This window comes from Nonomuraea sp. NPDC004354 (genome assembly GCF_053602555.1).
In genome coordinates this window covers 516,440-539,308 of sequence record NZ_JBSGDV010000004.1, presented here as the reverse complement: position 1 = coordinate 539,308, position 22,869 = coordinate 516,440, and the positions used below count along the sequence as shown (strand labels likewise).

Sequence of the window (22,869 nt, the reverse complement as noted above, 5' to 3'; positions counted from 1 at the left end):
GCGGGCTCATGACCCTTCGCGGGCGGCCGCCCCCAGCCGGCGCGCGCCCTCGACCAGTTCGGCGGCGCCGGCGGCGGCCGCGAAGCCGAGCCGCAGGTACGCGCCGGACGGCTCGGCGGGGAAGTAGCGGCCGCCGGCGCTGACGGCGACGCCGTAGGCGCGGGCGGTGTCCGCCGTCACCGCGTCATGGACGCCGCGCGGGAGCTCGACCCACAGGTGCAGCCCGCCCGAGGGGAAGGCGGTCAGCCGCCATTCGGGAACCTCGCGGGCGAGGGCGTCGGCGAGCACCGCGCAGCGCTCGCGCAGCGCCGCCGACAGCTCCCGCAGGTGCCGCTCCCAGGCGGACGTGCCGACCAGCTCGACGGCCGCTTCCTGCAGGGGGCGGGCGACGAAGAGCTCGTCGACGAAGCGCAGGCCCCGCAGCCGCCGCATGACCGGACCTCTGGCGACCACCGCGCCGATCCGCAGGCTCGGCGAGGCCGGCTTGGTCAGCGACGTGAGGTGGATCACCGTGCCGTCGCGGTCCTCGGCCACCAGGGGAGGCGGCACCTGCCTGCTGTGCCCGAGGTGCCTGGCGCAGTCGTCCTCGACGAGGAAGGCGCCGGCGGCCCTGGCCACGTCGACGATCTGGGCGCGCCTGCCGGGTGCGAGCACGGTGCCGGTCGGGTTGTGGAAGGTCGGCTGGCAGTACAGCAGGCGGGCCCCGGTCATGGCGAAGGCGTCGGCCAGCAGGTCGGGTCGCAGGCCCTCGCCGTCCATGGGGACGGGCACCGGCCGCAGCCCCGCCGCCCTGGCCGCGGCCAGCGCGCCGGGATAGGCGGGCGACTCCACGAGGACAGGGCCGCCGGGTGCGGCGATCGCCCGGAACAGCATCGACAGGGCGCTCTGACCGCCGGCGGTGATCAGCACGTCGTCGGCGCTCACCTCGCCGCCCGCCAGCCGGGCGAAGACTGCGCGCAATGGCGCCAGACCGGACGCCGGCGCCCGGTGCCACGCGTCGGGACGGCGTGCCGCCCGCGCCAGCGCGGCGCCGAGCGCCTTGACCGGCTGGAGCGCCGGGTGCGGATAGCCGCCCGCCATCGCGATCGCCCCCTCGGGGAGGGGATGGACGGCCTCCGCTCCGGCCATGTCCGACTCCGCCGCCGCGGCGGGCGTCGTGCCGTACTCCGCCGCCGAGACGGCGGTCAGGTCGAACGCGCGGCCGGCCAGCGCCACCGCCTGCCACGACGTGTCGGGCAGCCGGTCCGTGGCCCTGGCCGGGCGGTGCGCCACGTACGTGCCGCTGCCCGGACGGCTGACCACGGCTCCCTCCGCGGCCAGGGCGGCGATCGCCCGCGACACGGTGCCGGGCCCGACGCGGTAGCGCTGGGTCAGCTCCCTGCTGGTGGGCAGGCGGTCGCCGGGCGCCAGCTCCGCCAGCAGCGCCCGCAGGCCGGTGACCAGATCGCCGGACGTGCTCCTGCTCGACATGGGAGCGCATGCTAGCGCGTCGGCGGCGGCCGGCTCCCCTCCGGCTGATCAGGCGAAGACGTCCTGCTGGTAGCGGCCCTGCTGTTCGAGCCCGGCCAGCCACGCCTCGCCGTCCGTGCCGGTCCTGCGCCGGTGGATGTCCAGCAGCACCCGCCGTACGGCAGGCGCCATGCGCAGCCCGTCGCCGCAGACGTAGACGTGCGCGCCCTGCTGGAGCAGCTCCCACACCGTGTCGGCCTGCGCGGCGACGGCGTCCTGGACGTAGCGGTAGGGGTGCTCGGGCACCGCCGAGAAGGCGGTGTGCACGCGCACGCCCTCGGCCGCCGCCCAGGCCGCGACCTCCCGCCGGTACAGCAGGTCGTGCTCGGGGTGGCGGCAGCCGGTGAACACCTCTGCCCTGCCGGTGGCCCCGGTCAGCGCGCGATGCTCCAGGAACCCGCGCAGCGGCGCGAAGCCGGTGCCGGGGCCGACCAGGACGACCGGTGTCGCGGGATCCTCCGGCAGCCGGAACGGCGGCGCCGGCACCCTGACGTAGCCGTAGAAGACCTCGCCCTCGGCCAGCCCCGCCAGGTAGGCCGAGCACATGCCGCGGTAGGCGCCGGTGCCGGACCAGGCGGGCCCCTCCACCAGGCCGACGGTGATCCGCACCCGGCCCGGCTCGGCCAGCGGCGAGGAGGAGATCGAGTAGTAGCGCGGCCTGATCGGCCCCGCGAGCTCCAGGAAGACCGCCAGCGGCAGCTCCACCGCGGGGAAGCGCTCCAGCAGCGTGAGCACCGACAGCCGCTTGGCGAGCACCTCGTCGGCGTAGTTCGCCGCCAGCTCGGCCAGCTGCCTGGTCGTCCACGGGCAGCCGGTGTGCGCGGCCAGCGCGTCAAGGTCGGCGCGGGTGGCCACCTCCTGCAGCTCGGCGAACTCCGTGAGCAGCAGTCCCGCCGTCACCGGCGTGTCCACGGGCAGGTGGGTGGGGCCCTGGGCGTGCAGGCGTACCACCCGGTCGCGGGGGACCCGCAGGCAGCCCAGCGCCCACTCCACCAGCTCCGGGTCGTTCTTGGCGAAGACCGCCAGGTGGTCGCCGGCCTCGTAGGCGACTCCCTCGGGCAGCTCGGCGACGATCGAGCGGACCCCGGGGCGCGGCTGCTCGATCGAGAAGTCCCACAGCCCCTCGGGGTCGCCGGTCAGCTCCTCGTTGGCGACCACCGTCAACGGCACGGCCCTGGCCGACACGACCGCGGGCCGTACCTCCGCCTCGGTGAGCACCTCCAGCTCGTAGCGCGGTCCCACGTCGGCGGCCGACGCGCTGTACTCCTGCGCCACGGCCGCCCACAGCTTCGCCGTCCAGGCCGACACGTCGCCGTCGAAGTCGCCGTCCGCGTCCGCCTCACCCCGCTCGACCAGCGGTACGGCGCCGGCCGCGGTGAGCTTGTCGAAGGCGCGGCGCGGGAAGTCCTGGTAGGTGGGCCACTGGGTGTTGCCGCAGCCGAGCACCGCCAGCCGTACGCCGGACAGGTCGGGCAGCTCGTCCAGCGCGTCGAAGCGCTGGGCGTTGTCGGGCGCCTTGCCGTTGTAGGACGAGGCCACCACCAGCAGCAGCCCCTCGCCCGGCGGCCGCAGATCGTCCAGCGTCGTCAGCGTGGTGGCGAAGCCGGCCCGTCCGGCCCGCTCGGTCAGCCGCTCGGCGAGATCCTGGCAGGTGCCCAGGTTGGAGCCGTACGCCACGGTGAGCGGCACGCCGGTGACCGCGACGTCCTGCTGCTCGGCCTGCTCGACGGGCTGGACGACGGCGGCGGCGGCGCGCTCGTGCGCCCGGCGCTCGCGCACCCTGATCGTGAAGTCGTCCGGCTTGAGGGTGAGCGTCTGCTTGATCTTCATCCGGTAGACGGACGGGTCGGAGATCGCGAAGCGCCGCAGGATCATCGCCAGCGCGAGCCGCGCCTCCGTCAGCGCGAACTGGCGGCCGATGCAGGCCCGCTCGCCGTTGCCGAACGGCTTGTAGCCGCCCGGGTGGTGATCGGTCTTCCGCTCGGGCAGCCAGCGGTCGATGTCGAACTCGTCCGGCCGCTCCCACGCCTTGGGGTGGCGGTGCAGCGGCGGCAGCAGGACGACGACCGGCTGGTCCTTGGCCACGGGGTAGCCGCCGATGCTGTCGTCGGCGAAGGCGCTCACGCTGAAGGCCGGGATGGGGGACCAGATCCGCAGCGTCTCCTCCAGGATGCGCGGGATCACGTCCAGCTTCATGATCGTCTCGTAGGCGGGCGGCTCGTCGCCCGGCAGCAGCCTGTCCACCTCGTCGTAGGCCAGGGCCAGCGCGTGCGGGTCGCGCAGCAGGTTGTACAGCGCGAACGACAGCAGGCCGCTGGTGGTCTCGTGGCCCGCGATGAGGAAGGTGAGCACCTGGTTGCGGATGTTCTCGTCCGACAGCCGCTCGCCGGTCTTCGGGTCGGCGGCCTCCAGCATGAGGCCGAGCAGGTCCTTCGCGCCGCCGGCGCCCTCGGCACGGCGCTGCCTGATCACCTCGTCCACCAGGTCGCGCATGACCTTGATGTCGTGCTGGTAGGCCGCCTCGTTCCTGCGCTTGAGCTTGGTGACGAGGGGGAGCTGCTGGTTGCGGTGCATGGCCTCGGTCAGCGCGCCGCCCATCGCCTGCAGGAACGGGTGCAGCTCGGGAGAGTCGAAGGAGTTGAACCGGTAGCCGAAGCCGGTCAGCGAGATGACGTCGAGGGTGAGCCTGGTCATGTCGTCCGGGACCGCCAGGTCCTGGCCCTGCCGCCGGCTCCACGAGGCGACGAGTTGGTCGGCCACCTCGAGCATCTGCGGGTAGTAGGCCTTCATCGAGCGCTGGCTGAAGGCGGGCATCAGGATGCGGTGCGCGTGGCCCCACACCGGCTCGTCGTACCGGGCGGTGAACAATCCGTCACCGGCGAAGTCGCGCACGATCGTCAGCGGTGGGTTGATGCCTTTGTAGAAGCGGGTCTCGTCGCATACCTCGGCCACCAGGTCGGGGTCGTGGATGAAAAGGACCCTGCGGCCGACCAGGTCGAGCTGGAAGATGCCTTCGCCGTACCTGTTCGCCATCTCCTCGAGGAACAGGATGGGGGTTTGGCGCGGCATCTGCAGGGTGTTGCCGAACAGTGGCAGTCCTTGCGGGGCGGGAATCGCCTTCATGTGTGCTCCATGCGTAGCCATACACCGTATGGACGACGCTACCATACGGTGTATGGCAGTGAGCGCGCGCAGGGGCACCCCCCTGACGATCGAGGAGATCAGAGCAGCGGGGCTGCGGTTGATCGTGGCCGGTGGCGTCGAAGCGTTGTCCATGCGCAAGCTGGCCGCCGAGCTCGACGTGAACCCGATGTCGCTCTACCACCACGTGGCCAACAAGACGGAGCTGATCAGGGGGATCTGCGTCGGCACCGTCGGCCCGCTCCTCGACCTGCCGCCCGACGACGGCGCGCCGTGGCAGGACCAGCTCCGTGCCCTCGCCTACGCCTACCGCAAGCTGGCGCGCACCCTCCCGTCGCTGTGGACGTACGTCCACAACCATCCGGAGGTCATCGAGCTGAAGGAGGGCGGGCTGTGGGACGTGCTGTTCAGGATCCTGTCCGCGGCCGGCGTGCCGGAGGACAGGTGGGAGCCGACCGCCGACGTGCTGCACGGTTTCGTCTCGGGCCTCGTGCTGGCCGAGACGATCGGGCACATCGGCGGCGCCCAGGCGGACGAGGCCTACGAGACCGCCATCGCCATGATCATCAGGGGTCTCCCCGAGCACTGAGCCCCGTGAGTCAGCGGCCGTCGGCGGCGAAGGCCTGCGCGACCGACAGGCTGTCCTCGTAGACGTGGGCCGGGTGACCAGGCCGTCCTCCACCGTCAGGTGCAGGGCGAACCGGGATCGGTAGGCCCGGCCCGTCGGCCGGGCGGTCTGGCGGATCTCGCCGAGCACGACCGCGTCCGCGCCGTCCACGAGGATGCGTTCGATCGCGGTGGCCGCCTGCTCCGGCAGGTGGTGCTCGCCGAGCTGCCGGTAGTGCTCGGCCGCGTCGGCGCGGGAGGAGCGGTGGCGGTTTTGGACCCCCGCCCCGGGATGACGGGCGGGACGCCATTCTCGCGGCGCCCGGCGCCGCACCGCGATGACGTGGGAGGTAAGTGCGGGCGTGATCGGCGCCGGCCGCCGCGGGCGGTCGTGGCGTGCCGACCTGACGGTGACGGCTCATCGAGGCCGCTCCGGCATAGGATGAGATGGCATGGGGCAGGAGAAGCTGTCGCGCAAGCTCTATGAGAAGGAACTCATCCGCCTGCAGGCCGAGCTGGTCAAGGTGCAGGAATGGGTTCGCGCGGAGAAGCAGCGGGTCGTGGTGATCTTCGAGGGGCGCGACGCGGCCGGCAAGGGCGGCACGATCAAGCGCGTGGCCGAGTACCTCAACCCGCGCGTCGCCAGGATCGTGGCGCTTCCCGCGCCGACCGAGCGGGAGCAGTCGCAGTGGTACTTCCAGCGGTACGTGCCGCACCTGCCGGCCGCCGGGGAGATCGTGCTGTTCGACCGCAGCTGGTACAACCGGGCCGGCGTGGAACGCGTCATGGGGTTCTGCACACCGCAGGAGTACTCCAGGTTCCTCCACCAGTGCCCGATCTTCGAGCGGCTGCTGGTGGAGGAGGGCATCCTGCTGCGCAAGTACTGGTTCTCGGTGAGCGACGCCGAGCAGGAGCGGCGCTTCCGCGACCGGCTCGACGATCCGATGCGGCAATGGAAGCTCTCGTCGATGGACCTGGAGTCGATCGCGAAGTGGGAGGAGTATTCCAGGGCCAAGGACGAGATGCTCATCCACACCAGCATCCCGGAGGCGCCGTGGTACGACGTGGAGAGCGAGGACAAGCGGCGGGCCAGGATCAACATGATCTCGCACCTGCTGTCGACGATCCCCTACACGGAGGTGCACCGGCCGCGGCTGAAGCTGCCCAGGCGGCCGCCCTCGACCGGGTACGAGCGCCCGCCGCGCCTGGCGGAGGTCCGCGTGCCCGACGTGACGTCGCGCCTGGGGTGATGTCGACCGGGCTCGGCCACCCCCTGTCTAGGCGAGGAAGTCGAGGAGATGACGTGCCGTCTGGTCGGGTGCCTCTTCCGCGAGGAAGTGCCCGGCCGGGATCGGCCCGCCGCGGACCTCGTCGCACCAGGCTCGCCACACCTCCAGCGGCCGGTACCAGGCGGCGACGGGACCGGCATGGCTCCACAGGACGAGGGTCGGGCAGGTGATCCGCCGCAGTCCGCGGTCGGCCTCGTCGTGCAGGTAGTCGAGCGTGGCCGCCGCGCGGTATGACTCGCAGACGGCATGGACGGTGTCGAGGTCGCCGAACGGGGCGATGTAGGCGGCGCGCAGTTCTGCCGGGAAGGCGTCCGAGACCTCGGACCACGTGTCGAGCATGTGATTCACGAGGACGGCCGGCGCGCGGGCGATCAACTGCTCGGGCACCGGCTCCGGCGCGGCGAGGAAGGACCAGACCCAGAAACCCAGGCTGAAGTCCATGTTCGCCCGGCCGAACGCGTCACCGGTGGGGACGATGTCCAGAACCGCGAGACGCGTGACGACGTCGGGGTGATCCAGCGCCATCCGGTACGCGCAGCGTGCCCCACGATCGTGCCCGATCGCGACGAACCGGTCGAACCCCAGCGCGTTCATGACCTCGACCTGGTCACGAGCGATCTCGCGCATGCTGTACGGCGCGTGGTCGGGCGTGCTGGGCGGTTTGCCGCTGTCGCCGAAGCCCCGAAGGTCGGTGGCGACGACGGTGAAGTGCTCGGCGAGCCGCGGCGCCACCCGATGCCACATCAGGTGGGTCTCGGGGATGCCGTGCAGTAGCAGGATCGGCGGGCCGCCGCCGCCCAGGCGTCCGTGAATCGCCGTGCCCCGCGCGGAGATGTCGAACTCCTCGAACGCCTCGAACATGAGGCCGGCCCCCCCTTTCCATCAAGGTGCGTCACTGACGAACCTGCCCGCAGTCGCCGCGCGTACCTGTACCCGCGCCCGCTTCCGCTCCAGGCGCGGTCGTGGAACCGGCTCTTGCTCGGCACGGCGACGCCCGCCACCGCCTACCTGGAGGTGCACGGGCGGCGCCTGCCGTACCGCCCGGGACTTCCGGACCGCCGCTCGCGGCCCTACTATGAACCAATGACCAATTTGTTCATACGGAGATAGCCGTGCCGGCCGCCTTCACCGAAGAGGAGCGCCGGCGGATCGCCGAACGGCTGCTCGACACCGCCACACGCCTGTTCGCCACCCAGGGGCTGCGCAAGACCTCGCTCGAGGAGCTGACCGCTCCCGCCGGGATCGCCAAGACCTCCCTGTACGCCTTCTTCGACTCCAAGGAGGACCTCTACTTCGAGGCCGCGCTCCGCCAGAGCGAGCAGGTACGGCGGCGCGTCATCGACGAGGCGCTGCTCCAGGGCGGCGACACCCGCGAGGCGTTGCGCCGCTTCCTGCGGGCCACCGTCGCCGAGCTGGACACCAACCCGCTCTACCGCAGGCTGCTGTCGCACCCCGAGGAGATGGCCGCCGTCGCGGCCAGGCTCACCCCTGAACGCATGGCCCAGGCGGCGGCCCGCGGCCCGATGGGCGACCTGCTGGAGTTCCTGCGCGACCGTCTCGAGGGCGACCCCGAGGTGCTGCTCGGCGTGCTCCGCGCCGTGCTGCTGACGCCGCTGCACGCCGACCACCTGGGCCGCGAACTCTACCCGGCGGTGATCGACCGCCTCATCGACGCGGTGACCGAAGGGCTGACCTCGTGAGCCTCCCGCCGCTGGCCGTCCTGCTGTTCACCCCGAGGGCGGGCGAGATCACCGGCAGCGCCCGCTGGTCCGCCATGCGGATGCTCAGGCCGTTCGCCGACCGCTTCGATGTGCGCCTGGTCAACCGGCCTGCGGGCCTGCCGGTCACGATCGCGATGCCCGAGCTGGCGGCCGTCTACGCCGAGCGGTACGCCGCCGCCTTCGCCGGGCCGGTCCCCGTGCTGGCCATCTCCACCGGCGGAGCCATCGCGCTGCAGCTGGCCGCCGACCATCCGAAGCTGCTCGACCGGCTGGTCCTCGGCGGTACGGCGGCCACGCTCGGGCCGCCGGGCCGCCGGGCGCAGCGCGCCTACATCGAACGGGCCCTGGCCGGGCGCCGCCCCAGCCCGGCGCTGGCCGACATCGTCACCCCCTCGCCGCTCGGCAGGCGGCTGCTGCGGCCCCTGCTGTGGCTGTCGGACGGTGCGAGCGGGGACCGTACCGACGCGGCCGCCGTGCTCCACGCCGAGGACGGCTTCGACCTGCGCGCGAGGCTGGGCGAGATCACCGCGCCGACGCTGCTGATCCATGGGGCCGAGGACGTGGTCTACCCGCTGGAGCTGGCCAGGCAGACCGCCGAGGGGATCCCGGGTGCCCGGCTCGTCGTGTACGAGGGCCGCGGCCACAGCGCCACGTTCACCGACCGGCGCTTCGCCCGCGACGCGCTCGCCTTCCTCCACGAGCCGGGCTGACCACTTCTTTGCTGGTTTGACAGGCTTTGTCATGGCGCCAGCGCTAGTCTAGGAATGATCTTGATGGTCTCGATTCGCGCAGGAGAACCGTTCATGGCAGAGCCCGAAGCCGAAGGAACGCCTCCTTCCTCGATCAGCACGCCGGACCTGTGGGACCTGGAGGCTTCGCCGACCCAGCTGGAACAGCTCGCCGACGCGTGGCGGAGCGTGGAGAAGAAGGTGTCGTTCGCCGAGAACAAGGTCGACACCGTGGTGCAGAGCGTCTTCTCCAAGGAGGAATGGACCGGCGAGACCGCCGACGCCTTCAACTCCTACCGCAAGAGGCTGATCGGCGACGTCGAGCTGTGCGCGAGCTGTGCCGGCAACGTGGCCTCGGTGCTCGACAGGATGGCGGCCATCCTGCGGACCAACCAGAGCCTCCTCGACGACGAGCGCAAGCGGCTCTCGGCCGTGCCGGTCACCGAGACCATGAACGGCCTGACCTTCCACCCGAAGAACTCCGAGCAGTCCGGCCTGGTCACCACGGCCGTCACCACCGCCAAGGAGATCAGGAGCCGCCTGGACGAGCGGCTCAGGGAGCAGCGCGAGGACCTCGACTTCTACAAGGACCAGTTCGCCGCGCTGACGAAGCAGTGGAAGCCGCGCACCGTCCGCATGCTGAACCTCAACGTGGGCCAGGGCGCGGGGAACGGCTGGCGCGACAAGGGCGGCACCGATCCGGGCGACATCCCGGCCATGGCGCGGCTGATCGCCGACCAGAACCCGGACATCGTGACCCTGCAGGAGGTCTTCAAGAAGGACATCGCCCCCGACGGCAAGATCGACACCGTCGGCGACCTCAAGTCGGAACTCGAACGGATCACCGGCGACAGGTGGGAGGTCCGCTTCGAGGAGGCGAGCAAGAAGTACCAGGCCAGCGACAGCATCCCCATCCTGGGCGACTACTTCCACCAGCCGTTCGGGAACGCGGTCCTGGTGCGGGAGGGCGACGTCGTCGCGGGCGCGGGCGACGGCCAGAAGATCAAGCTGGACGCCGACGGCGACAAGGTCACCCTCCCGGACGGCACGCGCGTCGACGACGGCGAGGGCAGGTCGGCCGCCAGGACGGAGGTGCGGTTCAACCCCCGCTAGCGGCGATCACCAGTCGGGAACGACGACGTCGACCTGCTGGCCGTCGTGGTCGGAGGTGCCCCCGTCGACGAGCTGGGGGGCGCCGGCGAGCTCCACGCCCGGCGAGGAGATCACGTAGTCGATGCGGGTGCCCGACGGCGACGTCCCGACGACGTCGCCGTCGGCGTTCGTCGCGCCCGTGTAGACGGTGTACCCCTCGCGGTTGAAGCTGTTGATGGCGTCGAGCGAGACCTTGCGGGTGTTGTGCGCGCCGTTGTTCGTCGCGGCGTTGAGGTCGGCTCCGATCAGCGAGGGGCCGTCGACCGCGCGGTGGAGCGTGTCGATCTGGCCTGCCCGTACGGGGTCGTCGTACTTGTGCAGGCCGTGGCTGTGCACATGGGCGCTGTAGACGTCCAGCGACTTGCTTGCCGAGCCGAGCAGCCGGTCGGCGGTCTCGTGGTCGAGCTCCTTGAACACCTTGACCACCTGGCGGAGCCGTCCCGCGTCCCTGGTCAGCACCCCCGCGAGGGCTTCGGCGGCCTCGTCGGCCGCGGCCTGGAGGTCGGCGTAGGAGGAGCCGCAGGACAGCGCCTTCTCGCTGTTGCCGAAGGCGTTCGAGCCCGGCACCGAGGGCACCGGCACGTAGGTGACCGGCGTGGGCGTCCGGCTCAGGATCGTCCGGCCCTGCTCCACGGCCTCCTTCGCCTGGTCGGCGCCTTCGGCGATGGCGCCGACCCGGTCATAGATGATGTTGACTTCGTCGCCCATGTCCGAAAAGCCTAATAGGGTACCGGCCGCTGATGATCGGTTTTCACCGCGAAGGCAGCGTCCAGGACACCGTGCGGGTGAGCGATCCGCGGGTGTTGAAGGACGTGGCCCAGCCGAGCGACTCGAACCGGCCGTTCTCGTTGTCAGGGATGCCGGTGGCCTTGTCGGCCGATCCCGCGTTGAAGTTGTACCGGTCGTAGACGTGCATGGTGATCTCCATCGTGGCCCGGTTGCCTTCGACGGTGACGTTCCCGCTTCCCCAGATCGCGTGCATGCCGATCGCCTTGTCCCAGTTCTCGGTGACGGTGTCGCCGTGCGTCGGCAGGCCGGTCATCTGGAAGCTGGTCCTGCCGCTCTCCCTGTGCAGGCGCGCGGCCTCGTCCTGGGCGTTGGAGATCGCCATGTCGACGGAGTATCGGACTTGCGAGTCCTCGCGGTAGGCCTTCTCGTAGTCGACCTCGAAGTCACTGCCCGAACCACCCATGTAGTGCTCGTAGGCGTCCAGGCCGTCCTCCAGGTCGGGACGCTTGATCCGCGCCCCGCGCAGCTTGGCGCGCCACTTGTACCAGTCCTGGTAGTCGTCGAGCCCCGGCCGGGCGTGCGGGTCGTAGGGGAAGTCGTGGTCGTAGGCCATGTCCGGATGCTGCGGCGGCCCGATGCGGTACTTGCCCGACCAGGAGACGCCGTCAGGCGAGGGCGGCGCCGGATCATGTCGCGTGGGCGCCTCGTGGAGGCCGACGTATCCGGCCGAGGCCAGCACGGTGGGCGTCGAGGGGAGCGGGATGCGGCGTCTGGCCACCTTGGGCAGCGCCGGCGGCTTCGCGCCGAGCATGCGGCGCACCCGGGCCTCCACGGCGCGGACGAGCCTGCCGCGGAAGTACCGCTCCAGCTTGTCGCGCAGGACCTTCACGAAGCGGCGGGCGAACACCCGCAGGATGCCCACGAGGCTGCGCGCCTTCAGCATGGCGAGGCCGCCGGACAGGACGGCCATGGTCAGCGCCCACGCCAGGGCGATCATGACGTACAACGCCAGGAGGATCAGCAGTCTTTTGACGATCTCGACGATCAGGGCGACCAGGTCGTGGCCGTCGGCCAGGGCGCGGAGGGAGGCCGCCAGGCTGCGCAGGTGCCCGGTCTGCTTCGGCCCGCCGTCGTCGTACTCCTCCCAGTAGCCGTTGAGCGCGTCGATGTGCTCGCCCTTGTTGTTGGCCGAGGCGTAGGCGACGGCGCCGTTGGCACCCGGCGTCACGTCGGCGTCCAGCGCGGTGGCGCAGGTGCGGAAGGCGGCCCCGCACGTCCGGAGCCCGTCCTCGTCGATGTTCGGCCACTCCACGCCCAGCAGGTCGAAGCCGGGCCGCAGCTCGGCCGGCAGCGTCACCGCCATGGGCCGGGCTCCTCGTGCGGAGCGGGGAGGACCCGGTCCTCACACCTCACGGATGTCCTCCGGCGAGCCGAGGGCCCTGGCGCCGGCGGCGGTGGCCGCCTCGGTCAGCCGTAACTCCCTGACCATGTCGTCCACGCCGGTACAGGTGAGGTCGATGTTGCCGCGCAGGTGCCGGCACGCCTCGTCCAGAAGATCGCTGAGCTCGTCCATGGCCTGGCCCAGGTCGCCGCCGCCCCAGACGCTGGTGCCGGTGCCGCGCACCGTCGCCAGCAGGGAGTCGGTGTGCCACTGCATCGCGCGGACGGTCTCCCGCAGATGCTGGGCCGCACCGCTCAGGGATGCGTCGTCGAAGCGGAGTTCCCGTCCCACCGTTCACCTCGTGCACGAAGATCACTTTCGTCGGCAACATACCACCGGCGAGTCAAGGCCGTGGGTGTTCCGGGCGAACTGTCCGACGGGTGAGATCACCTGAAGTGAACTCGACGGTTAAGGTGTCTCGTTCCACAGGACCGGCAGCGAGCCGATCGCCCTGCGGGGTCGACGCACGCGCGACCCCGGGCGGGCGGCCAAGGGTGCGGCCCGCCCGGGGCGGAGTCGCGGGTCTCAGACGGCTCGGGCGGGTCCCGACATCGAGGCGATGTCCTCGGCGCCGTCGCCGAGGAGCTTGTCGGCCAGGTCCATCAGGGCGCGCCCCGCCGCCAGTTCGTCGCCGATCTCGGGGACGGGCCGGTCGTCAGGGTTGCGCCGGGCGGTGCCGACGCTTTCGTGCCGCCTGTTCCCGACCGCGTACAGCACGGCGGTGGCGGAGGTGCGCTTGTCCTCGTCGTCCTCGCTGATGAGAATCTTGACGGTCCACTCCTTGGTGTTCATGACGCCTCCCCTGTCACGAACATGACAATGCGGTCATACACCCAGCATCCCCCTTGGAGGGCGATGATCGCGAGGTCAGCGCGCGACGAGGTTCGCCGAGGGCGTGATCGGGTAGCAGCGGCGCCATGCCAACGTACGGATTCCACGCTTCGCACGAGCAGGTGCCACCCCGGGCGCTGCTGGAGGCGGTCGCCGCGGCCGAGGAGGCCGGTTTCGGCGCGGCCATGTCGTCGGACCACTTCTCGCCGTGGAGCGCGCGGCAGGGCGAGTCGGGGTTCGCCTGGTCGTGGCTCGGCGCCGCGCTGGAGCGCACGTCACTGCCGTTCGGCGTCGTCAACGCGCCGGGCCAGCGCTACCACCCGGCGATCGTCGCGCAGGCCGTCGCCACGCTCGCCGCGATGTATCCCGGCCGGTTCTGGGCCGCGCTCGGCACCGGCGAGGCGTCCAACGAGCACATCACCGGCGCGCCGTGGCCGCGCAAGCAGGTGCGCAACGCGCGCCTGCGCGAGTGCGTCGAGGTGATGAGGGCGCTGCTGGCGGGGGAGGAGGTCACCCACGAGGGACTGGTCACCGTCGACAGGGCCAGGCTGTGGACGCTCCCGTCCCAGCCGCCGGCGCTGGTCGGGGCGGCGGTGAGCGAGCAGACCGCCCGCTGGTGCGCGGAGTGGGCCGACGGGCTGATCACCGTGGGCGGGCCCCAGGCGGCCAGGGTGGCCAGGGCCTACCGGGAGGCGGGCGGGCGCGGCCCTCTGCGGGTGCAGGTCCATCTGAGCTGGGCCCCCACGGAGGAGGAGGCGCTACGGCTGGCCCACGACCAGTGGCGCTCCAACGTCTTCCCGCCGCCGGTCTGCTGGGACCTCGACAGCGTGGAACTGTTCGACCTCGTCTCGCGCGACGTGCCGCCGGACCGGGTCGCCCAGGTCGTGCACGTCTCCGCAGACGTGGGCCGGCACGCGGAGATCCTCGGCTCCTACGCCGAGCAGGGCTTCGACGAGATCTACCTGCACCACGTCGGCAAGGAGCAGCGCCCGTTCGTGGCGGCCTTCGCCGAGGTCCTCAAGTGAGCGGTCCCGCTGGAGGGCCGGTTCCGCACGTGGGTGCTGCTCCGGCTCAGAGCGAGGCCGGTGCGCGCGTGGGTGGTGCTCCGGCTCGGGGTGCGAGCGAGGCCGGTCCGCGCGTGGGTGGTGCCGCTCAGGACGGAGGGGAACCGGGCAGTTGCAGGGTGCGGTGGATCATCTGGTGCATGTGGGTGCGGAAGCGGTGCAGGGCGCGCGGGTCGTCGGGGCCACGCCGCCGCCCTGCCGCGTCGAACACCCCGCTGAGGACGAACCCGTGCACGCACCAGACCAGCGAGTTGATCGTGTAGTGCACGTCGGCGTCCTCGGCGTCCGTCGCCGGGATGATGTTCTCGATGGCGAACTCCGCCAGCGGCTTCACCAGCTCGGCCTCCAGGTTCCCGATGTCCCTGGCGTCGGACAGCCACCGGTGCATCCAGAGCGAGGGCACCTCGGGATGGGCGGCCGCGAAGTCGATGTAGGCGTCGACGAAGCGGTGCACCGCGGCCACCTTCTCCTCGGGCGGGGCCGCCTGCAACTCCCTGACCTTGGCCTCCACGACGGCGGCGTGGGTGGAGTGGGCACGCTCCATGACCGCGAGGTACAGGTCGCGCTTCGCGCCGAACTGCGTGCTCACGGCCTTCGTGCTCAATCCGGCGGCCTCCGCGATCTGCCCGATCTCGGTCGCGTCGTAGCCGAGCGCCGCGAACAGCTTGGTCGCCGCCTGGAGGATGCGCTCGCGCTCATCCCCTCGTACTGGCGTCATATAGGTGACCTTAGGATCCGCCATCAGCTCGGCCAATCACGTGATCGACAAATACCGGTCAAATCGCTCCTGTGCTGATTAAGCGGTCATCTCGGGGTGAACTCGGCACCACGCCTGCGGAACTCCTCCGCCCAGCCGTGGTGGGACTCGCCGTCGCACGGCAGCGCGCCGCCCAGCCGTTCGTGCAGGCCGGCCAGCCGCTCGTGCATCTCCGCCACACCGGAGCAGGTGGCCGCCTGCTGGACGCGCATGAGGTCAAGCTGCTCGGCGGCCACAGCCCTGAGCGCTTCGGCGCGCAGCAGGATCCGCTTCCTCGACATCACCGCGGGCCGTACCCTCGCGCGTGGCAGGCCCATCCGGCGCCAGCCGGGGTGATGGCGCGGCACCGGCGACGGCGGAGCCTCGGGCGCGGCGCCGAACAGCTCCGGCCACAGCAGCTCGAGGAGCCGGATCGCGGGACCGGGCCCCACGATCTCGAGGTCGCCGCCATCGCCGCGCAGGAGCGACTGGAACCGGGCCAGCAGCCGCGCGCCCTCGACGTCGCAGAAGTCCAGCTCCCGCACGTCCACCGCGATGACGGTGACATGCTGGACGATCAGGGAGGCCAGCGCGCCCTCCAGCCAGGAGGAGCTGGAGCGGTCCAGTGACCCGCCCAGCGCGAGCAGCGCGTTCGCTCCGTCCTTGCGCACGATGGTGACTGACAGTGCCATGACCACGCCCTACCCGTAATCCGGTTAATCGTGCATGAATCCCGCATTCAGGGACAGAAGGCTTGGATGGCCGCCCATCCGGGAAGGGATCTCGTGGTCGTCGCCGCGTCGGCGGGTGGCGTCGAACCACTGCGCACGCTCGTGGCGGGGCTCCCGCCCGACCTGCCCGCCGCCGTCCTCGTGGTGCTGCACGTGTCGGCGAGCGGGGGAAGCGCCCTGGCCGGCATCCTCGACCGCGCGGGACCGCTGAAGGCCGCCCCTGCCGAGGACGGCGCGCCGATCGTGGCGGGCGAGGTCCGCGTCGCCGTCCCCGACCACCACCTCTTCGCCAGGGAAGGGGCGCAGCGCCTGTCCCACGGCCCCCGCTACAACGGCCACCGGCCGGCCGCCGACCTGCTCTTCATGAGCGCCGCGCTGGACGCCGGTTCCCGCGTGGCCGGCGTCGTGCTCAGCGGCACGCTCGACGACGGCGCCAGGGGCAGCGCGACCGTCGAGCACCACGGCGGCGCCGTGGCCGTCCAGGACCCGCAGGAGTGCGCCTTCGGCGGGATGCCCGCGGCGGCCCTCAGGGCGACCGCGCGGGCCCAGGCGCTTCCCGCGTCACTCCTGGCCGACTGGGTCGTCCGGCAGAGCCGCACGCCGGCAGGCGTGGAGGAGGCAGGCGTGGAGGAGACGGTGCCGGACCTGGAGATCGAGCGCGAGCTGGCGCGGCACCTGGCGACACGCCCGCCCGAGACCCCGGCCGGCGACCTGGCCGGCTTCACCTGCCCGGAGTGCGACGGACCGCTGTACGAGCAGCGCAGCGTGCCGGCCAGCCGCTACACCTGCAGGGTCGGGCACTCGTGGTCCATGGACGCCATGGCCTCGGGCCAGGCCGACGCCGTGGAACGGGCGCTGTGGGTGGCGATCCAGCGCCTCGAGGAGCGGCTCAGGCTGCTCTCGCGCATGGGACGCGCGGCGCGGGAGCGCGGGCACAGGGTCTCGGTCCGGCGGCTCGGGGCCGAGGCGGAGGAGACCCGCCAGGCACTGGAGACCATCAGGACTCTGCAGAACAGGCTCGGCAGCGGCGAAGGCGTCGCGAATGCCTGACCGCCTCGCACAGGCGTAGGCTGGATCTCTGTGACACCGGCAGAAGAACGCGAGTTCGACGATCTCCTGGTGATGCTCAAGGAGACGCGCGGCTTCGACTTCACGGGCTACAAGCGCACCACGCTGGTGCGCAGGATCAGCAGGCGTCTCGAAGCCCTGAAGCTGACCGACTACGGCGAATACCGCGACTACCTGGAGCTGGAGCCGGAGGAGTTCAGCAGGCTCTTCGACAGCCTGCTGATCAACGTGACCAGTTTCTTCCGCGACCCCGGCGCCTGGCAGACGCTGCGCGAGGTCGTGATCCCCGCGTTGCTGGCGGGCAAGCCCGCGGGCAAGGCGATCAGGGTGTGGAGCGCGGGCTGCGCGACGGGCGAGGAGGCCTTCAGCCTCGCCATGGTCCTGGCCGAGGAGCTCGGCATCGACGAGTTCAAGGAGCGCGTCAAGATCTACGCCACCGACCTCGACGAGAAGGCACTCCAGGTGGCGAGGGCGGCGACCTACACCGAGCGGCAGATGAGCGAGGTGCCCGCGCCGCTGCGGGAGCGCTACTTCGAGCGCGTCGACAGCGGCTACGCCTTCCGGCGCGACCTGCGGCGCCAGGTCATCTTCGGCCGCAACGACCTGACCAGGGACGCGCCGATCTCCAGGGTCGACCTGCTGCTCGCCCGCAACACGCTGATGTACTTCAACACCGAGACGCAGGTCAACATCATCAGGCGCTTCCACTTCGCGCTGGCCAACCCCGGCTACCTGTTCCTCGGCAAGGCCGAGATGCTGCTCAACCACAGCGACCGGTTCGAGCCCGTCGACCTGCGCACGCGCCTGTTCAAGAAGGTCGGCTCCACCCTCGCCGGCCCCCGCGCCTCGTGGACGTCGGCGATGGGGGCCGGCGAGCCGCGCTCCATACTGACCGAGCTGAAGACCGCCGCGCTGGCCTCGGGGCCGGTCGCGCAGATCGTCCTCGACGGCGCCGGTCACCTGGCGCTGGTCAACTCCAAGGCCGAGGTGCTGTTCAACCTCAATCCCCGCGACATCGGCAGGCCCTTCCAGGATCTGGAGGTCTCCTACCGGCCGGTCGAGCTGCGGTCGGTGATCGAGCGGGTGCGGACGGAGCTGCGGACCGTGGAGCTGCAGGAGGTCATCTGGCACCGGCCGGGCCAGGCCGACGCAGGGGTGTTCGACATCGCCGTGGTGCCGCTGCAGCACGCCGACGCCGAACTGGTCGGCGTGGGCGTCAACTTCTACGACGTGACCCGCTACCACAGGCTGCGTGACGAGCTCCAGCAGGCCAACAGGGAGCTCGAACACGCCTACGGGGAGCTCCAGTCGCTCAACGAGGAGCTGGAGACCACCAACGAGGAACTCCAGTCGACCAACGAGGAACTGGAGACCACCAACGAGGAGCTCCAGTCGACCAACGAGGAACTGGAGACGATGAACGAGGAGCTCCAGTCGACCAACGACGAGCTCCAGCACATCAACGACGCGCTCAACGCCCGCAGCCTCGAGCTCGACCAGGCCAACGAGTTCGTCGCCTCGATGGTGCGCAGCCTGGGCGACGCCGTCGCGGTGGTCGACCTCAACCTGCGCGTGCTGGTGTGGAGCCCCGGCGCGGAGGAGCTGTGGGGCGCCAGGGCCGACGAGACCGTCGGCAAGGCCTTCGGCGACCTCGACATCGGCCTGCCGTTCGACGACCTGCTTCCGCACCTGCGGGTGCTGCTCGACGACGGCTCGGACCCCCGCGACTGGCCCGACGGCGTCGTGCTCGGCGCGGTCAACAGGAGGGGCAGGCCCACGCAGCTCGGGGTGGAGTTCTCCCGGCTGCGGGTGGACGACGACGGCGTCAGGGGCGTCATCATGGTCATGAACGTCCTCGACCAGTCATGATCGCCGCTGACGGCGCGGGCCCGGCCCGGCCCGGTAGGAGATCATGTCGGGCATGACCTCGAGACTGAGCAGGCAGGAAATATCGGACACAATCGGCGACTCCGGGTGGCGTCTCGTGCTCGAAGCCGTGCGGACCACGGTCCCCGTGACGTCACTGGCGCAGGGAGCCGAGGTCGCCGCCCGCGCCGTGGCCGCGGCGGGGGACGAGGGCGCGGCGAGCCTCTGGATGGACGTACGCGCCGATCGGGTGGTCCTCACGCTGCAGTCACCGGCCATCGGCTGGCCGACGCCCCGGGAGCTCGATCTCGCCCGCGCCGTCTCCGCGGCCGTGGGCGAGCTGGGCCTGCGCACCCATCCCGGACTCGGCGACCCGGTGTCCCGGCCGGTGCAGATGATCGAGATCGCGATCGACGCCCTCGACATCGCCGCGATCCGCCCGTTCTGGAAGGCGGTCATGGGCTACACCGACGCGCCCGGCGCGTCCGGTCCTGACGACGCGATCGCCGACCCGCTCCGGCAGGGACCCGCCATCTGGTTCCAGCAGATGGACGCGCCGCGACCGCAGCGCAACCGGATCCACCTCGACATCTCGGTGCCGCACGAGGAGGCGGGCCCGCGCGTCGCGGCCGCCCTGGCCGCGGGCGGCGTGCTGCTGTCCGACGCGAAGGCGCCCGCCTTCTGGGTGCTGGCCGACGCCGAGGGCAACGAAGCCTGCGTGACGACCTGGCAGGGAAGGGAGTAGCCCGCTCCCGCTGGCCAGCTCCACCCCATTCCGGACATAATCCCCAGGTGGACGGACGGGGAGCGGCGCGGGCGCGCGTCATCGCGTGGAGTGTCGCGGCCGTGTCCGTGCCGATGGTGGTGGTGGGGTTCCTGATGGGGCTGTGGCTGCCCGCCGGATGGCAGCCGTCCGTTCCCGCCACCCCCGACCACGCGGCCGGCCTCGCCTTCCCCCTCGTCGGCGCCTTCCTGGTGGCGCGGCGGCCACGCCTGATCGTGGGCTGGCTGATGATCGCGGGCGGCTTCCTGGCCGGCGCGAGCGTCCTGGCCGCCACGCTGATGTTCCACGCGGCGAGCATCGGGGCGATGGACACGGCGGCCCTGCTCCGCATCGCCTACACCTTCGTGTGGGCGTTCGGCGGCGGCACTCTCGCCGTCCTGGTCCCGCTGCTCTCGCCGGACGGCAGGCTGCCCTCGCCACGATGGCGGGCGCACGTGGTGGCGAGCACGCTCGTGTTCACCACGCTCGCCCTCCTGCTGGCCGTCCGCCCCAAGCCCCCGCCCGGGTACGACCGGCCCGCGGTCATCCCGAACCCGCTGAAGATCGAGGCGCTCGCACCGGTCCACGCCCAGCTCTACGTGGCGGTCTACGTCGCGATGGAGGTGTGCGTCGTCCTGGCCATGCTCTCGCTGGTCATGCGCTTCCACAGGGGCGACCCCGCCACCCGCCGCCAGATCGCCTGGCCCCTCGTCACCTTCGCGATCTACGTCGTGTTCCTGCTGCTCGGCGACGACTACTGGGCGCCCGCCGTCTTCTGGACCGGCCTGATCCCCGTCGCGATGATGGCGTCGGTGCTGCGCTACCGGCTGTTCGGCATCGACACGGTCATCAGCCGCGCCTTCGTGGCCGCCGGCCTGATCGCCGCCGTCAGCGGCGTCTACTTCGGCGTGGGCGCCATCTCGAGCCTGCTCGTCGCCGGATACGACCAGGTCGCCGGGCTCGCCGCAGCCCTGTTCGCCGGCGCGTTCTTCCAGCCCATGCGCCGCGCCCTCCAGCGGGCGGTGGACCGGCTGATGTACGGCCCGGTGGGCGACCCCCGCCTGCTGGCCGAGCGGCTCACCCAGGAGGTCAGCCGCGCCGACCCGGCCGAGGCGCTCGGCGTGGTGGTCGAGGTCGTGCGGGACGGCCTGGCGGTGGACGGCGCGGCCGTCCACGTCACCGGCGGCCTGTCGGTCGAGAGCGGCGACATCGGCCCCGAGCCCCGCGAGATCTCCCTGGTCTGGCACGGCGAACCCGTCGGGAACCTGCTCATCGGCCGCCCCGGCGCGCGCAGGTTCGCCGCCGCGCACGACGAGCGGGTCATCGCCACGCTGCTGCCGTACGTCGCCGACGTGGCCCACGCCACGCGCATGGCCGCCGACCTGCAACGTTCCAGGGAGCGCATCCTGGCCGCCCGCGAGGAGGAACGCCGCAGGCTGCGCCGCGACCTGCACGACGGTCTCGGGCAGACGCTCGGCGCGATGGCCATGACGATCAACATCGCCCGCCTCAGCATCAAGCGCGCCCCCAGCACCGCCGACGACCTGCTCAAGGACCTCCACAGCGGCATGGAGGCCGTCACGGGCGACATCCGCACCCTCGTGTACGGCCTGCGCCCGCCGGCGCTCGACGACCTCGGGCTGGCGCGGGCCGTACAGGAACTGGCGGAGGCGACGCTGGCCGGCACCGCCGAGAGCGGAACGGCGGTCGAGCTGGTCGTCGACGGTGAGCTCGGCGACCTGCCCGCCGCCGTCGAGGTGGCCGCCTACCGGATCGCCCAGGAGGCGGTGACGAACGTGCGGCGGCACGCGCGGGCCGCCCACGTCAGGATCGCGCTGGTCCGCGACGCCGCGCAGCTCAGGATCAGCGTCGAGGACGACGGCGTGGGCCTGCCGGCGGACGGCCGCGCGGGCGTCGGCACGTCCTCGATGCGCGAGCGCGCGGCGGAGCTCGGCGGCTCCTGCGCCGTCACCGCGCGGCCGGGTGGCGGCACCCTGGTGGCGGCCCGCCTGCCGACCGCGGCCCTGGTCACCGAGCCGGGACGCGACCGCGCGGCGCCGGGATGGGTCACGTCCAACAGGGAGTGATTTTCCGGATCTGGTCACTAAAGTGACTGCTGTGCATGAGGGGGAGCAGTTACGACCGGGACCCTATGGTCCGCCGCCGGGGCATGGGCCCGATCACCCGCCACCGGGGCACGGTCCCTACCAGCAGTCGCCAGCGGGGCAGGGGATGCACCGGCCGCCGCCCCTGGGCCCGCAACACCCCGGCCCGCCGCATCCGGGGCCGCAGCACGCGGCGCCTCCGCAGCCGGGGGTGCAGCATCCCGGGCCGCAGTACTCGACGCCGCCGCATGTCGGGGCGCCGCTGTACGGGCAGTCGCCGTACCCGGGGCCCTCGCAGCCGGGGCAGCAGCATCCTGGGCCGCAGTACTCGGCGTCTCCGCAGGTGGGGACGCCGCTGTACGGGCAGTCGCCGTACCCGGGGCCCTCGCAGCCGGGGCAGCCGCATCCCAGGCCGCAGCACCCGGCGCCGCCGCATGTGAGGGCGCCGCAGTATGGGCAAGCCCCGCACGGGGGCTCGTCCTTTTCTGCCCCGGACCCGTCGCGACCGGCCCACCGGGCCTGGCTGACTCCCGTCCTGGCGGGGGTCGTGCTCGTGGCCGTCCTGGCGGCCGGAGCCGTCGTGGTCCTGACCCGCCCCTGGGGCCGGGCGGATGGCGCCCCGGCCACCGGGGAACCGCGCGCCGGCCGTACGGCCCACGCCTCCCCCCGCGAGAACCCCGAGCTGACCGGCAAGGTCGCACGGACGGCGGCCGCCGTGACCACCGAGCGCACCGGCCACGCGGGGTCGTTCGGCTCGTGGATCGCGGGCGACCTGTTCGTCCGCACGGACGCCACGGGCGTGATCGCCCGCGCCGCCGCCACCGGTGAGCCGCGCTGGACCGCCATCGTCATGCGCGTCGGAACACATGAGGACCCGCTCCAGCCGTACCGACTGAAGCTCGCCGACGGGCCGGGCGGGGCGATGGGGCCCGCCTAATCCCGCGGCCTCATCGGGCTGGCCCGCACGGCGCTGTTCAGGTTCGGCGGGTAGCGGCTGTTCCTGGTGTCGGAGATCCACACCAAGGTGCCGCCCGTCGCCCTGGGCTGACCCGGCCACGACCCCCTGACCACCCCGCACCGCCGTCCGGACCGGCCCCGTCCGACCGGCCCCGGGTCCGCGTCGCGCCCGTCTGACCGGCCCCGGGCCCAGGCTCGCGTCGCGCTTGTCCGGACCGGCCCCGGCCCTGGGCCCGCGCCCGCGTCGCGCTTGGCCTGGCCGGCCCCGTCCGACCGGCCTCGGGCTCAGGCCCGCGTCGCGCCAGTTGGACGGCCCCAGGCTCAGTTCCGCGTCGCGCTTGTCCTGACCGGCCCCGTCCGACCGGCCCCGGGCTCAGGCGCGCGTCGCGCTTGTCCTGGCCGGCCCCGTCTGACCGGCCTCCGGCTCAGGCC

20 protein-coding genes and 1 pseudogene are annotated in these 22,869 nt (G+C 72.1%); 11 read left to right on the top strand and 10 right to left on the bottom strand.

Annotated features, from left to right (window positions below; translation table 11 throughout):
- Positions 1-6: 6 nt before the first annotated feature.
- On the bottom strand, positions 7-1,470 hold the full coding sequence (locus ACWENQ_RS17265) for an aminotransferase-like domain-containing protein (protein WP_452415003.1): 1,464 nt from the start codon (positions 1,468-1,470) through the stop codon (positions 7-9).
- Positions 1,471-1,518: 48 nt separating this feature from the next.
- A complete protein-coding gene (locus tag ACWENQ_RS17260; protein WP_452415001.1) occupies positions 1,519-4,632 on the bottom strand; it encodes a bifunctional cytochrome P450/NADPH--P450 reductase in 3,114 nt (1,037 codons plus the stop codon).
- A gap of 52 nt (positions 4,633-4,684) precedes the next feature.
- Here ACWENQ_RS17260 and ACWENQ_RS17255 point away from each other — a divergent pair, with 52 nt between their 5' ends.
- On the top strand, positions 4,685-5,239 hold the full coding sequence (locus ACWENQ_RS17255; RefSeq protein WP_449918695.1) for a TetR/AcrR family transcriptional regulator: 555 nt from the start codon (positions 4,685-4,687) through the stop codon (positions 5,237-5,239).
- A 129-nt stretch (positions 5,240-5,368) separates the two neighbouring features.
- Here ACWENQ_RS17255 and ACWENQ_RS17250 read toward each other — a convergent pair.
- Positions 5,369-5,590 (bottom strand): annotated as a pseudogene (locus ACWENQ_RS17250) (hypothetical protein); the annotation flags it as partial.
- Positions 5,591-5,708: 118 nt separating this feature from the next.
- Here ACWENQ_RS17250 and ppk2 point away from each other — a divergent pair.
- Complete coding sequence (ppk2, locus tag ACWENQ_RS17245) at positions 5,709-6,506, top strand: polyphosphate kinase 2 (protein ID WP_354907983.1); 798 nt, start codon at positions 5,709-5,711, stop codon at positions 6,504-6,506.
- Positions 6,507-6,533: 27 nt separating this feature from the next.
- Here the strand turns inward: ppk2 and ACWENQ_RS17240 are convergent, their stop codons facing one another.
- Positions 6,534-7,406, bottom strand: coding sequence for an alpha/beta fold hydrolase (locus ACWENQ_RS17240; protein ID WP_452415000.1), 873 nt, complete (start codon positions 7,404-7,406; stop codon positions 6,534-6,536).
- A gap of 251 nt (positions 7,407-7,657) precedes the next feature.
- Here ACWENQ_RS17240 and ACWENQ_RS17235 point away from each other — a divergent pair, with 251 nt between their 5' ends.
- The 3 genes from ACWENQ_RS17235 to ACWENQ_RS17225 all read left to right on the top strand — a co-directional run bounded on the left by ACWENQ_RS17235 (position 7,658) and on the right by ACWENQ_RS17225 (position 10,107).
- A complete protein-coding gene (locus tag ACWENQ_RS17235; protein ID WP_452414998.1) occupies positions 7,658-8,245 on the top strand; it encodes a TetR/AcrR family transcriptional regulator in 588 nt (195 codons plus the stop codon).
- Positions 8,242-8,976: an alpha/beta fold hydrolase gene (locus ACWENQ_RS17230; RefSeq protein ID WP_452414996.1), complete on the top strand. Its 735-nt coding sequence runs from the start codon at positions 8,242-8,244 to the stop codon at positions 8,974-8,976. The genes ACWENQ_RS17235 and ACWENQ_RS17230 overlap by 4 nt, the downstream gene beginning before the upstream one ends.
- A 93-nt stretch (positions 8,977-9,069) precedes the next feature.
- On the top strand, positions 9,070-10,107 hold the full coding sequence (locus ACWENQ_RS17225) for an endonuclease/exonuclease/phosphatase family protein (RefSeq protein WP_452414994.1): 1,038 nt from the start codon (positions 9,070-9,072) through the stop codon (positions 10,105-10,107).
- Between the two features lie 6 nt (positions 10,108-10,113).
- Here ACWENQ_RS17225 and ACWENQ_RS17220 read toward each other — a convergent pair whose 3' ends face one another.
- The 4 genes from ACWENQ_RS17220 to ACWENQ_RS17205 form a co-directional block, all read right to left on the bottom strand.
- Entirely contained in the window at positions 10,114-10,854 is a 741-nt protein-coding gene (locus ACWENQ_RS17220) for a hypothetical protein (protein WP_449918710.1), read from the bottom strand.
- A gap of 43 nt (positions 10,855-10,897) precedes the next feature.
- The gene (locus ACWENQ_RS17215) at positions 10,898-12,238 is read right to left on the bottom strand and encodes a WXG100-like domain-containing protein (RefSeq protein ID WP_449918713.1); all 1,341 of its coding nucleotides are present in this window, start codon (positions 12,236-12,238) and stop codon (positions 10,898-10,900) included.
- Positions 12,239-12,277: 39 nt separating this feature from the next.
- Positions 12,278-12,607, bottom strand: coding sequence for a hypothetical protein (locus ACWENQ_RS17210; protein WP_449918714.1), 330 nt, complete (start codon positions 12,605-12,607; stop codon positions 12,278-12,280).
- Between the two features lie 234 nt (positions 12,608-12,841).
- Positions 12,842-13,108, bottom strand: a complete 267-nt coding sequence (locus ACWENQ_RS17205) for a DUF1876 domain-containing protein (protein ID WP_354907990.1) — start codon at positions 13,106-13,108, stop codon at positions 12,842-12,844.
- Between the two features lie 125 nt (positions 13,109-13,233).
- Here ACWENQ_RS17205 and ACWENQ_RS17200 point away from each other — a divergent pair, with 125 nt between their 5' ends.
- On the top strand, positions 13,234-14,172 hold the full coding sequence (locus tag ACWENQ_RS17200; protein WP_452414992.1) for a TIGR03885 family FMN-dependent LLM class oxidoreductase: 939 nt from the start codon (positions 13,234-13,236) through the stop codon (positions 14,170-14,172).
- A gap of 127 nt (positions 14,173-14,299) precedes the next feature.
- Here ACWENQ_RS17200 and ACWENQ_RS17195 read toward each other — a convergent pair whose 3' ends face one another.
- Positions 14,300-14,929 carry a TetR/AcrR family transcriptional regulator gene (locus ACWENQ_RS17195; RefSeq protein WP_449918719.1) on the bottom strand — a complete coding sequence of 210 codons (630 nt, stop codon included), beginning with the start codon at positions 14,927-14,929 and terminating at the stop codon, positions 14,300-14,302.
- Between the two features lie 86 nt (positions 14,930-15,015).
- Positions 15,016-15,639, bottom strand: coding sequence for an STAS domain-containing protein (locus ACWENQ_RS17190; protein ID WP_452414991.1), 624 nt, complete (start codon positions 15,637-15,639; stop codon positions 15,016-15,018).
- A gap of 66 nt (positions 15,640-15,705) precedes the next feature.
- Here ACWENQ_RS17190 and ACWENQ_RS17185 point away from each other — a divergent pair, with 66 nt between their 5' ends.
- The 5 genes from ACWENQ_RS17185 to ACWENQ_RS17165 all read left to right on the top strand — a co-directional run bounded on the left by ACWENQ_RS17185 (position 15,706) and on the right by ACWENQ_RS17165 (position 22,417).
- Positions 15,706-16,728 carry a chemotaxis protein CheB gene (locus ACWENQ_RS17185; RefSeq protein WP_449918724.1) on the top strand — a complete coding sequence of 341 codons (1,023 nt, stop codon included), beginning with the start codon at positions 15,706-15,708 and terminating at the stop codon, positions 16,726-16,728.
- 30 nt (positions 16,729-16,758) lie between these two features.
- Positions 16,759-18,615: a CheR family methyltransferase gene (locus tag ACWENQ_RS17180; protein ID WP_452414989.1), complete on the top strand. Its 1,857-nt coding sequence runs from the start codon at positions 16,759-16,761 to the stop codon at positions 18,613-18,615.
- Between the two features lie 52 nt (positions 18,616-18,667).
- Complete coding sequence (locus ACWENQ_RS17175; RefSeq protein ID WP_452414987.1) at positions 18,668-19,357, top strand: VOC family protein; 690 nt, start codon at positions 18,668-18,670, stop codon at positions 19,355-19,357.
- Between the two features lie 47 nt (positions 19,358-19,404).
- A complete protein-coding gene (locus tag ACWENQ_RS17170; RefSeq protein ID WP_452414986.1) occupies positions 19,405-21,462 on the top strand; it encodes a sensor histidine kinase in 2,058 nt (685 codons plus the stop codon).
- A gap of 565 nt (positions 21,463-22,027) precedes the next feature.
- A complete protein-coding gene (locus ACWENQ_RS17165; RefSeq protein ID WP_452414984.1) occupies positions 22,028-22,417 on the top strand; it encodes a hypothetical protein in 390 nt (129 codons plus the stop codon).
- Positions 22,418-22,869: the final 452 nt, after the last annotated feature.